The following is a 12,885-nucleotide window of genomic DNA, read 5'->3' as shown; positions in this document are numbered from 1 at the left end:
ATGAAGCCAAAAGAAAAGCCCGGTTTCCACCGGGCTTTCTGGTCCAGCGGCAAGGATGCCGGTGGCGAAATCAGACGTCTTAGTTCTTCGGCGCTTCCGGCTGGTCACCGTCTGCGGGCGCATCGCCGTCGGCAGGTGCAGCGCCATCGGCGGGGGCAGTTGCGTTATCCGGCGCAGGCGCGGCCGGAGCAGCGGCCTTCGCGGCGGCTGCCAGCGTTTCGCCGACCTGCTGGGCGAGATCGCGCGCCAGGCCGTTCTGCCAGATGTCGGCGGCCTTGACCAGTTCGCGCGTCACGTTGGGGCCGTTGTCGAGCAGCTTCTTGCCGGCATCGGAATTGTAGAAGGCGGCGATGTCGGTGAGATCCTTCTCGGAGAACACCTTGGCATAGGCGAGCGCTGCTTCCTTCTCCAGATCGGCACGGCGCGAGGCCAGCGCCAGTGCCTTTTCGCTGACGGTCTTGCCGATCAGCTCCTGCATATCAGGGTTCTTCTGGATAAGCTGCTGCTCGAGCGAGGCCGCCGCTTGCGGCAGGATGTTGTCGAACGAGTCGGTCGCGTGGATTGCCGTGACCGCCGCCCGTGCCGCCTTCAGATGCGATTCCGTGATCTCCTGCGAGAACGCCGGGGAGGAGAAGGCGAAAACGGCCGAAGCCGCCAGAACGGCGCAAAGATTGCGAACCCGGTTATGCAACATCATGATCGGTAGAACTCCCTGGTTTTCGGGCGGCATGGACGGTTTGGATGCCGTCGCCGCCGGCGATGATGGCCGCTGACGCCAGCCCGATGAAAAGACCATGCTCGACCACACCAGGAATGGCATGGAGAGCATTCGAAAGCGCTCTTGTATCCGGAATGCGGCCAAAAGATGCATCGAGGATAAAATGGCCGCCGTCTGTAACAAAAGGCTGGCCCCCCGTCATCCTCAATGTAACCGGGCCGGAAAGGCCGAGACTTTTGGCCGCTGCCGCGACCGCGATTTCAGTGGCGCGCAGGCCAAATTGGTTGACTTCGATCGGCAACGGAAACTGGCCAAGGGTGTCGACCATCTTCGAGCGATCGGCAATGACGATCATGCGCTGAGATGCCGCCGCGACGATCTTTTCGCGCAGCAGCGCGCCGCCGCCGCCTTTGATCAGCGTCAGCGCCGCGTCGATCTCGTCGGCGCCGTCGACGGTGAGGTCGAGCTCGGGCGTTTCCTCAAGCGTCGACAGCGGCACGCCGAGTTCGCGGCAAAGGGCTGCAGTGCGCTCCGACGTCGGCACGCCGATGACGGACAAGCCGGTGGCGATCTTTTCGGCCAGCAGCCGCACGAATTCGTCGGCCGTCGTCCCGGTGCCGATGCCGATGCGCATGCCGTCGCTGACATGGGCAAGGGCAGCCCGCGCGGCCTCGACCTTCAACTGCCTCGCATCCATGCTCGCCCCGGGGATTTGGCTTGGTTCTGATTTTTCTGGATGCGCGCTCCTAGCACTTTTGCCCGCAGGGTCAAAGACTTTGGCTCGCACCGGCTTGCCTGAAAGAAGCGCAGCCGCTATCGCCTGCCTGCAATGCATCAGCCACAGGACAGGCCATGACCCAACCGATCATCGTGTTCGACCTCGACGGGACGCTGATCGACACGGCGCCGGACCTGCTCGACAGCCTCAACCACAGCCTTGCCGCCAGCGAGCTTGCCGCTGTCGACGAGGCCGGCTTCCGGCGTTTTGTCGGCCAGGGCGGACGGGTGATGATCGAGCGCGCGCATACCGCGCAGCAGAAGTCGCTGGCGGTGGAGGAGCACGACCGGCTGCTGAAACTGTTCCTCGACCACTACACGCTCAACATCCCCGGCAAGTCCCGCCCCTACCCCGGCGTGGTCGAGGCGATCGCCCGCTTCGAGAAGGCCGGCTACCTGCTTGCCATCTGCACCAACAAATATGAGGCGAATTCGAAAGCGCTGATCGAGGCGCTCGGCCTGACCAAGCATTTCGCCGCGATCGCCGGCCAGGACACGTTCGCCTTCCGCAAGCCCGATGCGCGCCATCTGACCGAGACCATCCGGCTCGCCGGCGGCGACCCGGATCGAGCACTGATGGTCGGCGATTCGCAGACCGACATCGACACGGCCAAGGCGGCCGGCATTCCGGTCGTCGCCGTCGATTTCGGCTACACCGACCGCCATGTCAGGGAATTCGAGCCATCGGCGGTGATTTCGCATTTCGACGCGCTGACGCTCGACCTGGCGGAACGGCTGATTGCAGCGGCGGCCGGCTGAGCGAAACGGGGATTCCGCGGCAGCGCCTGTCCTCGGCTATTTCAGGCACAGAAGGCCGGCGCATCGCCTTGACTTCACGACCCTGCCTCCCTTATATCGCGGCTCGCTTGGCCTTCGGGCAACGAGCGGGCGATTAGCTCAGCGGGAGAGCACACCCTTCACACGGGTGGGGTCGCAGGTTCAATCCCTGCATCGCCCACCATCCAATCTACCGAAGTGGTTGGATGATTTGGCTTCCTTGAAAATCAGCACTGGCGCGTAACCCAAAAAAACCGTCGGCTGGGTGCAGAATCTTGGCGAAAAAGTTGGTGCTTCCAAGTTCTCCGCCGCACTCACAATGGGTGGCGGCCGTGAGCGCGCGAAGCGTGGGTACAATTAAAATGGAATCTCGTCGTCCAACTCTCGGCGCTTTCGACCGAAATCTTCAATCTGCTTCTTCGGCTTTTCGACACGCTTGATGTCGTCGGGCGAAGGCAATCTAGCCGGGTCGGCTTCCTTACTCTTGGCGCCTCCGAGAAGCTCGTTGATGCGCCTCAACATCTCATTGGCGGGCTTCAAGGCATCCGTGCCTTTGTGAATGAGGTCCGTGATCGTGATGCCCATAAGCATCACGTTGTCAAACCGCGTCCGCGCCCGGTCAACATCGGCGTCAAAGGCATTGAGCTTTGCAAAGAGGGAATTCTTTTTTCGCTCGTCTAGGTCGGCAGCTTCGACCAACTCCCGGATTTCTTTTACCAGGTTGTGGATACGGGCCTTGGTGGCTGCGTCCAAAGTGACCGAATAAATGGCTCCAATCCGAGCCTTCTGGATTTGAATTTGCAGCACGATGCTCTTGGTGGCCAAGTCGAAGGCGCGGTGGACGTTGTACGCAGCGTCGTAGTCAGGCAACTCCCAATTTCTGAGCGCCTCGATGTCGAGCGCTCTCGCCGCACCGGTAATCTTGTTCATATGGCTGATAAGCGCGAGTCGGGTGTCACCTTCCTCGTTGCCTCGGATGTCATCAGCAAGCTCCTCATCGAACAAACCCACCAGAATGATAAACGCCTGGTGTGGATCTTCTGGCAAGTTGTCGAAATCTATGGGTTCCGCCATTTGCTCGTCCCCTCCTGCACTGAAAGAGAGATAGAGAACGAACGGGGAATCTACAATGCTGATATGTCCGCAATCAGGTTCCGCATTAAGGCCACCAAAATCATTGCTCCGGGCAAGTAGGCCCTCCGTGGCTGAAGACGACACAGCTGAGACTGTGCGCGATGTGCTGAACGTGGCAATGGAAGCGGCATCCACTGACCTTGGTCAGGTGAAATGCGTAGATCTATTGGCTGACTACCTCCTGTAAAATAAACATTTGAGCACCTCTTAGCTCAACCTGCTTTCTCGTCTATTATCTGTGCTCAGGTTTTGAAATCCCTGCGGGACTCGCAAATGACGAAGCTTGAACTCGCAGATAGTTCACCCGGTCGCTTCCCTGGGGCGCTAGTTCAGTGGGCTGTTCATCTGAACTTATCAGACCGTGACCGGGAAACATATCGTCACGCATTCAATGCGATAGACAAGGCCCTACTTAAGACAGCTGCATACCTAGAAGGACATGATGGCCCGCCGGACCGGGAAGAGGAACTTCGACTATCCCAGCTATGGATGGACGCGAGTCAAGCCGTCTCACCAATCGATTCTCGGTTTGCGGATGCTATGTCCTATAAAGGCATGGGTTGGGTTGATCCACAGTATTGGGGCGAATCCAGAGATCGCGGCTACAAGATACAGCTCAGTGATGTGCATAAAGCTCGTGAGATTCTTACTAGGAAACGGGAAGAGATGGAACAAGACAAACGTCCACCAAACCTTAGCGTGTCACATATCAGAGCTGGAAACCCCGTACTAATCATGACTGGCGTTGTGGCCGGGATTTTCGGAATCTTGTGTATTTATGGCGGTGTTCAACTTATGTCGGCTCCTGGCTCGGGGGAGACAGCGTTTAATTTTCTTGGAATGACGTTCTCCACGAAGCAAGCTGGTGTGGCGGCTATCGCCTTGGGGGCCGTCACGATTATCCTGACGTTCCGGAAAGTGCTAAAAACAGTCGTAGATCTTGGAAAAATATGAAGTCCCTTTGAGGCTTGCTTGTGGCGGTGCCGGCGTGGCACGGCAATCCTGCTTCAGCACCTTCAGCCAGTGATGTAACTGGCTGACCGGAACCCGCCTCGATCCCAAGCCGGGTGCAGAGGAAGGTGCTGCCCAACTCCGTCACCGCTTCTTCGAAGGCGTATTGCTCGTCCCTGAAGCGTTTCCCGAGTTTGCGTCCGTACCGCTTCGCATGGGCGGTGACTGCGTGAACTCGCGCAGCAGGGTTTGCCAGTAGACGTCCTCACACAAGTTTACGCGCCATCGTGCATCGCCCACCATCTGCTTCCTCAAAATCGCACTCCAAATATTAGCAACTACAACTCGCCCCCTCCCCGCCAAAATTCTTCTGGGCGAAGTTCAAGGCGCTTGAGTAGCTCGTGTAGCTCTGGAACTGGCAGACATCGGAGCCGTTGCGCACCTTCATCTGCTCGAGATCCCAGAACGAAACCTCGATGTGATCGTTGGCGCAATAGACCGTGTATTTTTCAGGCTCCAGCGCGTTGGCTTTCTGCAGCGGCATGGAGACGGCTGGAATGCAAAGCGCGGAAAGTGCAAGCATGACGGCGTGACGCGTGCGCATGTAAAAACCTCTGGAGTGAGAACAGCCCGTATTTGTCGCGACGATAGTGAGCGGCGCATCGCGGCTTTTTTACGCGCCCTTGTCTTCGCCCCGCTCGGGCCTTCAGTGTTTCTATATGCTGGTCCATATCTCCAATGTGTTGGCCTTGATGATCGGCACCGCACGGGCTGTCACCAGTCGGCCAGCGGCAACCGTGAGGTCGGCGGCCAGCAGTTCGGCGGCGCCACGGTCGGCGTCGTTGTAGGGGTTGTAGCGAACTTCGTTCTTGCCGGCGGCAGCGGCGACACGTTCTTCGCCAGGGTTTGGAATGCCCCAGCCCAAGGCCCGCATTTTTGCGGAAAGCGCCCCGGCGTCCTCGCGCGCCATGCCGGCGAACTGGACGTAAACCGTCTGTGGGCTCTGCTGGATACGCAGCCGGTCCTTCAGCGTGTTGAGTGCGTTGCGATCCTGCTCACCGATAACAGTCTGGCCGTCGGCTGCCGAAAGGGCGAGATCGGCAACCGCCCGGCGCGCGCCGGCAAACACAGCCAGCCAGTCCGGGCGTTCCCACAATTCAGGCGGTACCCCAAGCAGGGTCTCAAGCACGTTGCGGCGCCCCGCCGGTGTCAGCCCGCTTATGCTTTGCAGGCCGGCCATCTCGACGAGAGCCGCGACGATCTTCTGCCGTTCGACCACCGGAAGGTCTGCGTCTTCGAGGACGGCAATCAGGTCACCGCGCAGTGCATCATTTGCGCCGTCGAGCAGCTTGACGCGAGCCGCCAGTTCGTCGGCCGCGGTTCCATTGGGGCCGCGGTTCTTCAGTGAATCCGTCCATTCGATGAGAGGGTCGAAATTGAGGCTCGTGAGCCTTTCAAGCTCGGCAACCGGGAGCCGATACTGCTCGACGTTGAACGCCCCCGTAGCGTCGGCTGGAATGAAGAACGCATCGACCTCAAATTCCGGCTCTCTCACCTCTCCCTTCACGGCCGCCGACACCGAGGACACCGCGAGCTTCCAATAGGCATAAGGGACCGGCACGCCGTCGACCGGCTGGTCCGCGGGCCGGAAGACAGGACCACTGAAGATGGTCACCCGATTGGCGAGCGGATTGTGCTGCGAGCGAACCCAGTTTTCGAGCGGCACCCATCGGCTGCCGTAGAAAGTACGCGGCTGCGGCATCGTGTTTGGCAGGAAAGAGGCATACTGCGCCAGCTTGAGCGCCGCCGTTGCCGGATCGCCGGCGAACTCCGGACCCCAGGCGATGTCGCTGGCACTTGCAAATCGCGCCGCCAGCCAGGGCCGGTCCGCGCGAAAGTACCAGTTGGGACGAGGCTGGTAGTCGACCGACAATCGGCTGTCGGGTTTCAGTCTGCTGGCGGTGAATTGCAGCGGCAACCTCTGCGACCGATCCAGGTTGACGGCCGAATAGATGGCCATGCGATGAGTTCGGCCCATGACCAGCGAGTAGTTGATGTAATCAAGCGGCGGCGCCACGGCGTCGTTGGCCAGGTCGTCGGTTATCCTGGGCAAGCCGATCGTGGCCCCTATGAAATCGACCTTGTATCCCGAAAGAACGTTAGGCTGTTTGTCTATGTCTTTGCCAAGCAGCGGTTCAAGCGCGGCGCGCAGCGGCGCCGGCAATTGGTCGAGCGCGACCTCGCCGCTTTTGACCTGCCCGGCCAGCTCGACCAGCACCCCCTGTCGCAAATCGGGCGCCAACTTGTCCAGGGACACGCTGCCGAGTTTGAGTTGTTCGACCACAAGCAAGATCGCGGATCGCAAAGTGGCCTGCGTGGCTTGCTGCTCGGCCAGCGTCTTGGCGGCGTCTTCCGCCTTCTTCTCGGCAACGGCAAGTGCAGCCTCGGCTCGCTGGCGTGCGTCTTCCGTCTTTTCAAGGGCGGTGGAAAGCTTTCCATTGAGCTTTGCGACCTCACTCGCCGTCGTCTCGGCATCCTTGCGCGCGTCAACAGCGTCATTTCTCTGGACGTAGGCGAAATAGGTGGTTGCCCCAAGGATCGCGGCCAGGATGGCAAACAGCGCGATCAATATATTCTTGCTGCGATCGCGCTGCTTCTGGCTGTCGGTCTCCGCCTTGGCGCTCGCCTCGACGAACTCGGCGATGTCCGGCCCCTGCGGCAGCTCCGCCGCCTCCTTCAGCGCTTCGCCGCGCAGGAGATAGCCGGGATAGCCGGTGTTCTTCCATTGCCGCGCCTGGGCGGCCACGCGAATGCGAAAGCGCTCGGTCAGCTCGTCCGAACTCAGTTCGTCGTCCGATGCGAAGCCGTCGCCGGATTCGGCACCGTCTTTGGTCGCGACGGCCATTGATTCAGGAACGGCGATGGCGACCGTTCCTGAATCGTTGATTTCACGCGATGCCGATTCGGAGTCAACCGCGACGGCAATTGGCTCTGTTGTTTCGAGCCCACCGCCACCTGCGAAAGACGCGAGCCGCGCCGGGCTGACGTCGGCTGAGGTGATGCCCGGCCGCGTGACCAGTTCGGCGGACCAATAATCGAGTATGCGCTGCGCCGCGCGCCGGTCGGATTCCCGCGCGATGGTGCTGCCGGCGCGCCGTGCCTTGGCCAGGAAGTCGCGGATGGCCTGCGCATCGGGGCCGTGTTGTCGATGCTGGCTTCCGTCGTCTCGGCGCCGGCCTTGTCGCTGCGGCTCATCGATGGGTCGACGGCTTCATTGCTGCTGGCGATGCGCATCAGCTCGAGATGTGCGATCCGGATGTCGCTCAGCGAAATAAAATCGGCCGGAGTTTCGGTCTCCGTGCCTGTCGCAAGTTCATCGCTCATGGCCCCAGGTCCTCAATGATCTTATGCAAAGGCGTGCTGACGCGGACGATCGAGGCGCATTCCGTTTTCAGCGCCAGATCGACCTGGACGAAGCGTTGCTGGGCCTCGTCCCGATAGGCTTCGAAGGCAAGAATGAAGGCGGTATCGACGGTCTCGCGCGATAGCTGGTCGTTGACGTCGGTGGAGTAGTCGACGAGCGTCGTTCGCCAGGCGCCATTGGGATCGAGATCGGCAAGAACCTTGACCTTCACTTCCAGGTTTCGCCACAGCGGCGAAAACTGGAACGGCAGCGACTTGTCCGCCGCGGCGCCCTCTTCTATCGGCTCGATCATGTCGGTGAGGCTGGCCAGCTTGTTGTCGACGTCCTGCCAGAGCTTATGCTCGACGACGCGCGCATAGATGGTCGACGACAGCACCATGATCGCATCATGCGCAGCCTTTATCAAAGGAACATCCGGGGCACCTGCTGGAAGCTTGCCGGCTATCGTGTCGAGACCGGTGGCAAGAAGCCCGAACGGCAGATTCTTCGCGGTAACGAAAATCTGCTGGTTGAGCCGCGAAGGCACGACGCGCAGCACGGTGCGCACGTCAAACAGCGCGTCGTAGGCGTCCGGAGACTTGTTATCGATGGCAGCCTGCAACTTGATCGCAGCCGCCTTGAGGTCGTCGAGCCAGGCCTGCTCGATATCGTGAAGCGCCGGCCCCGCCGGCAGCTCCATGACCGACTCTCCGATCGAGACACAGAAGAGCTTCAATATTTTGAGGAAATTGCGCAGGACGCGGACCTGTTCCAGGTCGGCCCCCATGTCGCGGGCGGCGACCAGCAAGGTCTGGAAGCTGCCGATGCCATATTGGAAGCTCTGCAGGTGGTCATGCAGGTCCTTGTAGGTCTTGAGGACATCGATCTGGCTGGCGACGGTGGTGAGGCCATCGCCAGCGGCGAGTTGCGCCTGAATGTCCTTGGGCTGCTGGTTGACGGCGTTGAAGCCTGCGAGCGCGGTGTTGACCCGATCGTCGGTGGTCAGGCCAGGCAGTTCGGGCGTCGGTTTCTCGCCCGCGGCAAGTTCATCCAGATAGGCTTTGCATATTGCGGCGCATTGCGGATTTTGCCGAACGACAGTGTTCATCAGCGGCTGCGACAGCTTCTTGGTCAAGGCATAGTCGAGGATGTTGAACCAGACTGTGAGCGCCGCGCCCTGGAGGTTGATGGCGCCAGCGACGATCCCAGCGTCCTTGGTTACCTGCAACCAATCGGGAGGCAATGGGTAGAGATCAGCCAGTTGAAGCCTGAGGTCGAAATAGGCGCTGATCTCTGAACTCCCTGGTGTTTGGTGTGTGGCGTTATAAACCGTCACATCCGAAAAAATTTACATGCCGTAGTCCCAAATCGCCGCGCATCGAGCTGCGCCATCGGTCTGCATAGCTCACCATCTACACAGGCTTGGCCGCGAGGTCTTGGATGATGGTGTCGATCGCAATGCCTTCGTTGCGATAATATGTGCTTTTGGTAGGCGCGTTGGGCTCGGTGAGCCAGCCTCCGCTGTGATGCAGCGCAATCAGGTTCCAGTCGGTGTCGAAGACCGGCGAGCCCGACGAACCCGGCAGTGTGTCGGTGAGATACTGGACGCGGCCGCCGCCGACGAAGGCCACGACATTGGCGACGAACGAAATCTGTTTCTGCGCACCGCCGGGATGCTGGATGATGTTGACATGGTCGCCGGCCTTGACGGTCATGGGTTTCAATTCCAACTCGCCCCATTTGGAGGCATCGCCCTTGATGCGGACGGCGGACCAATCATTGTCCTTGGAGGTACGAAGAGGCACGGCGGTGTCGATGTCGAACTGATCGAGCGGCGCGTCGAGCCCGGCAACGGTGCGCTGATAGTTGAACTGGACCACCGTGCCCGCCAATGAAGCGTCGTCAGGCAAGACATGGTTGTTGGTGATCAGTATCCCGCCGGTGGTCATGAAGCCGGTGCCGGAGCTGCCATCCGCACGCTTGATGCGCACCACCGATCTTGCCCTGACAAGGCCGAGTTCGAGATAGCTGATCGGCACCAGCGTGCTCTTGTCGCCAAGGATTTTTTCGAGCTGGGCCGGCGCCGTCGCGCCGCTCCAATTGGCGGTCGCGGGGCCTTCGACCGGCGGCGGCGGGGCGTGCTGCTTTGCCTGCAGCAGTGCTTGGTCGCCGGGATTCTCATCGAGTGCAAAGGCGACGAGGTCGTCGGCCCTGGTCTCCTGCTTTGCGCGCTGGACAATCGCAAACCAGTTGTTGATCGCCTTGTTGTCAAAGGCGATCTGGGCAGTCGAAAGACCGACACCTTTGGCAACACGCACGCCGTCGCCGATCATCGGGTAGAGGTTGGCAAGGATGCGGTTGAGACTGTTCAGTTCGGATTGCGTCCATTCGGTCATGGGATTCCCTCCGACCCTAAGCCTTCTTCTTCCGCTTGCGTGATCCCGCCCGCATCGCAATTTCGGTGCCGCGAACCGTTTCGTACTGGTCGGCATCGATCAACGACTGGTCGAAGCTGACGCCGGTCATTTCGGAGATTTCGGTCAGCGGGTACATGGCGCCGATGAACTCGTCGGAGACGGCAAACTCCAGCTCCGTGTCCGACAGATCCTGTTCGAGGACGAAGCCATAGCTGGCGAGCCCGTCTGTGACGCGCGCCACGATCACCTTCCAGAAACGGCGCGGCACCGGCGCGCGAAGACTTGTTCCCTTGGGACCCTTGCCGGCAAAGGTCCGGTCGTCATCGGCGAGCACCGGCCCGGCGAAGACGCAAAGCCGCTCGCTCGCCGCCTCCGACAGGACGTGGTTCTCAAGATCGCCCCAGTTCTTCTCGCCGCTGTCGGAGCGGTTGTAGCCTTCGACCTGGGGCGAGCAGTTGGTGACATGGAAGGAGCAGACATTGCCCCTGAGCAGCAGCTCGAAGGTGCTGCCCCAGGCCACGTCATCGCGCCTGACGATATGACCCTTGTCGAAGGCGCCCTGATCCTGGGTGTAGAAGACGTCGGGGATCTGGTACTTGTCGTCGAGCCGCAGATCCGGGAACCAGCGCTCGCTGAACAGGCCGCCGCGCGAATAGTTGCGGCCCTTTTCCGGCTCGCGCAGATTGCTCTCCTCGGTGACGTTGGAGGCGGTGAACAGCGCCAGCCGCCGCTTGGCGTGCATCTTGAGCGAAAAATTCTGGTAGTCGAGTTGCGTGCCGCCGGCCTTGAGCGGCGCCAGCACGGAGAGGTCGGTGGCCTCAGGCATGGGCACAACGACCGGCGCGAGTTTGGTGCCGCCAGAGAGAAATTTCTCATCGTAGCCCTTATAGCCGGCATAGTCCGCGACCGTTTTGGGAACGAATGCGCCGCCTGGAGGGGTCGGCTTGGCCGCTTCGAGCTCGACCGATTCCGTGACCGCTTCATGGGCAGGCGTTGCGCCGAGCGAGACGGTGATGCGCAACGGCACTTCGAAGGTGACGCTGCCGCCCGGCGAAACGACGACGCCTCCGGATGGAGGCGTCTGGGTGGCGACGCCCGGGATCTGCTGGACGCCGCCGACTTCAACCAGGTTTACGCCCTCGGCCGGCGACCCGCTGTCCGCCTTGTTCCACCATGCGCCCCAATCGTTTGGGCCGCCGCTGGCGGCGCCGGCGAAATTGAGGCCGAGGTCGACGACACGCTGGTCCTTGGCGAGCGCGCCGGTGGGCACGGCGTAGTTGCGCTCGAGATAGCGGCCGGCGAAATGCAGCGCCACGACCTCGCCGGTGGCGAGGTTGATCATGGCGGTGCCGGAGTTGCCGCCAGTGGTCGAGCAATCATGTGTCGCCGCGCTGACGATCTTGCCGAAACTCTCCGTATCGAAGCCGCCCTGCAGCATGCCCGGTTGCAGGCGCTTGACCTGGAAACGATTGCGCATGAGCTCGTTCTGGACATCGACCGCGTTGCGATTGTCGAACGCGGGATAGCCGATGGCGACGACTTCCTGGCGCAGCATATCGCGCGCGTCGGCGACCGCGAGCGACAGCGGCGTGATGTTGTCGGGCAGGCCTTCGACTTCGAGGATCGCCATGTCCCAATAGGGATGGATCATCCGGACATTGCGGATCTTGAAGACGTTTCCCGCCGCCGAATCGCGCTTGAAGTCGATGCCGGCGGCGCGGCCGTTGATGAATTGCAGATTGCGGTCGCCAAGGCCGTCCGCAAATATCTGCGCCACATGACGGTTGGTCATCAGCAGGTTGCGGCCGACGACGAAGCCCGTGCCGCCGTAAGGGATATTGGTGTTCCACAACAGTTCGATACGCCCGATCGCCGGCAGGGCGGCTTCGATGCGCTGCTTCAATGCGGCCTCGCTGGTAAGCTTCGTCCACAGCGAATGGCCAGGTGTCGGAGCGCCGTCGAAAGTCAGCGTCGTAAAGGTGCCATCCTTGATGTCATAGACCGGCCGCAACTCCGGGATGATTATGGCTTCCAGATCGGAAAGCTGCTCGGGCGCGACTTCGGCGCCCCGCGCGAGGCTCTCCATGCCAGCGCGCGCCGATTCAAACGCCGCCTCCGTCTTGCCGGCTTCCGCAGGCGCAAGGGATTCCAGAGCGCCGCCTGCCATCGTCTCCATGTTGCCGAGGACCGATTCAGTCCCCTCGCCCCCGGTGACGAGATCGAGATATTGACGGATTCGCTGCTCTCTGCTGACCGGCATAGTCGCCCCCAAAGGTTCTGTCGAAGTAAATAACTGTATTGCCCCATTTTAGACTGGCGCAATTCTGACCGGCAGGCAAAGAAACAAATCAATTTGCGTCGAAGATGACCGGAGCGCAACGTCGGCATGTCTCTTTGCCGGCAGTCGCTCGCGCGATGTATGACGTTCGCATTATTTCAGCGATGCCGTATGTGATCTCCGTCACAGACGCTCACGCTGTTTGCGCCCACCTATCGCAACGGGTGGAAGGGCCATTGCGGCCGCTCGGTTTTACAGAAATTTTATCACCTATCCATTTTTATCAGTTGGCGCCTGCACGCGCGGCTCCTCTCGCCGCGCGTGCAGGCGGCTTTCCGCCCGGCACGAGCCAGGCACTGGGCGCGACCACGGCGCCAAGCCTTTACAAGGCGTAATCGCAAGGGATGAACGCCGGCCTTTGACGCGGTGC

Annotated in this window: 12 protein-coding genes and 1 tRNA gene; 3 read left to right on the top strand and 10 right to left on the bottom strand. The window is 60.9% G+C overall.

Annotated features, from left to right (window positions below):
* Window positions 1-79 precede the first annotated feature (79 nt).
* Together NLY44_RS07620 and rpiA are read right to left on the bottom strand one after the other, a co-directional pair.
* Window positions 80-697 (bottom strand): DUF2059 domain-containing protein, encoded by a 618-nt coding sequence (locus NLY44_RS07620; RefSeq protein WP_023668979.1) that lies wholly within the window; start codon window positions 695-697, stop codon window positions 80-82.
* The gene (gene rpiA, locus NLY44_RS07615; RefSeq protein WP_023710501.1) at window positions 684-1,415 is read right to left on the bottom strand and encodes a ribose-5-phosphate isomerase RpiA; all 732 of its coding nucleotides are present in this window, start codon (window positions 1,413-1,415) and stop codon (window positions 684-686) included. Before rpiA ends, NLY44_RS07620 begins: the two co-directional genes overlap by 14 nt.
* Before the next feature lie 155 nt (window positions 1,416-1,570).
* Between rpiA and NLY44_RS07610 the strand changes: the two genes are divergently transcribed.
* Complete coding sequence (locus NLY44_RS07610) at window positions 1,571-2,254, top strand: phosphoglycolate phosphatase (protein ID WP_023805169.1); 684 nt, start codon at window positions 1,571-1,573, stop codon at window positions 2,252-2,254.
* A gap of 127 nt (window positions 2,255-2,381) precedes the next feature.
* Window positions 2,382-2,456 (top strand) — tRNA-Val (locus NLY44_RS07605).
* 173 nt (window positions 2,457-2,629) lie between these two features.
* Here the strand turns inward: NLY44_RS07605 and NLY44_RS07600 are convergent.
* A complete protein-coding gene (locus tag NLY44_RS07600; RefSeq protein WP_156940989.1) occupies window positions 2,630-3,346 on the bottom strand; it encodes a hypothetical protein in 717 nt (238 codons plus the stop codon).
* 333 nt (window positions 3,347-3,679) lie between these two features.
* Here NLY44_RS07600 and NLY44_RS07595 point away from each other — a divergent pair, with 333 nt between their 5' ends.
* On the top strand, window positions 3,680-4,360 hold the full coding sequence (locus NLY44_RS07595; RefSeq protein ID WP_023805165.1) for a hypothetical protein: 681 nt from the start codon (window positions 3,680-3,682) through the stop codon (window positions 4,358-4,360).
* Here the strand turns inward: NLY44_RS07595 and NLY44_RS07590 are convergent.
* The 7 genes from NLY44_RS07590 to NLY44_RS07560 form a co-directional block, all read right to left on the bottom strand.
* The gene (locus tag NLY44_RS07590) at window positions 4,305-4,613 is read right to left on the bottom strand and encodes a zincin-like metallopeptidase domain-containing protein (RefSeq protein WP_245263797.1); all 309 of its coding nucleotides are present in this window, start codon (window positions 4,611-4,613) and stop codon (window positions 4,305-4,307) included. The genes NLY44_RS07595 and NLY44_RS07590 overlap by 56 nt on opposite strands.
* Window positions 4,614-4,688: 75 nt before the next feature.
* Complete coding sequence (locus NLY44_RS07585) at window positions 4,689-4,961, bottom strand: hypothetical protein (RefSeq protein ID WP_023696133.1); 273 nt, start codon at window positions 4,959-4,961, stop codon at window positions 4,689-4,691.
* A 111-nt stretch (window positions 4,962-5,072) separates the two neighbouring features.
* Complete coding sequence (locus tag NLY44_RS07580; RefSeq protein WP_286456889.1) at window positions 5,073-7,262, bottom strand: DNA/RNA non-specific endonuclease; 2,190 nt, start codon at window positions 7,260-7,262, stop codon at window positions 5,073-5,075.
* A complete protein-coding gene (locus NLY44_RS07575; protein WP_286456888.1) occupies window positions 7,199-7,741 on the bottom strand; it encodes a hypothetical protein in 543 nt (180 codons plus the stop codon). Before NLY44_RS07575 ends, NLY44_RS07580 begins: the two co-directional genes overlap by 64 nt.
* On the bottom strand, window positions 7,738-9,003 hold the full coding sequence (locus NLY44_RS07570) for a hypothetical protein (protein ID WP_156940988.1): 1,266 nt from the start codon (window positions 9,001-9,003) through the stop codon (window positions 7,738-7,740). Before NLY44_RS07570 ends, NLY44_RS07575 begins: the two co-directional genes overlap by 4 nt.
* A 169-nt stretch (window positions 9,004-9,172) precedes the next feature.
* The gene (locus NLY44_RS07565) at window positions 9,173-10,156 is read right to left on the bottom strand and encodes a trypsin-like peptidase domain-containing protein (RefSeq protein ID WP_023691332.1); all 984 of its coding nucleotides are present in this window, start codon (window positions 10,154-10,156) and stop codon (window positions 9,173-9,175) included.
* A gap of 16 nt (window positions 10,157-10,172) precedes the next feature.
* The gene (locus tag NLY44_RS07560) at window positions 10,173-12,437 is read right to left on the bottom strand and encodes a DNA/RNA non-specific endonuclease (protein WP_286456887.1); all 2,265 of its coding nucleotides are present in this window, start codon (window positions 12,435-12,437) and stop codon (window positions 10,173-10,175) included.
* Window positions 12,438-12,885: the final 448 nt, after the last annotated feature.

Origin of the sequence: Mesorhizobium sp. C089B (genome assembly GCF_030323125.1) — a bacterium.
In the GTDB taxonomy this organism is placed as follows: Bacteria; Pseudomonadota; Alphaproteobacteria; order Rhizobiales; family Rhizobiaceae; genus Mesorhizobium.
Note: the sequence above shows the minus strand (reverse complement) of the source record. Positions and strands in the feature narration are given on the sequence as shown.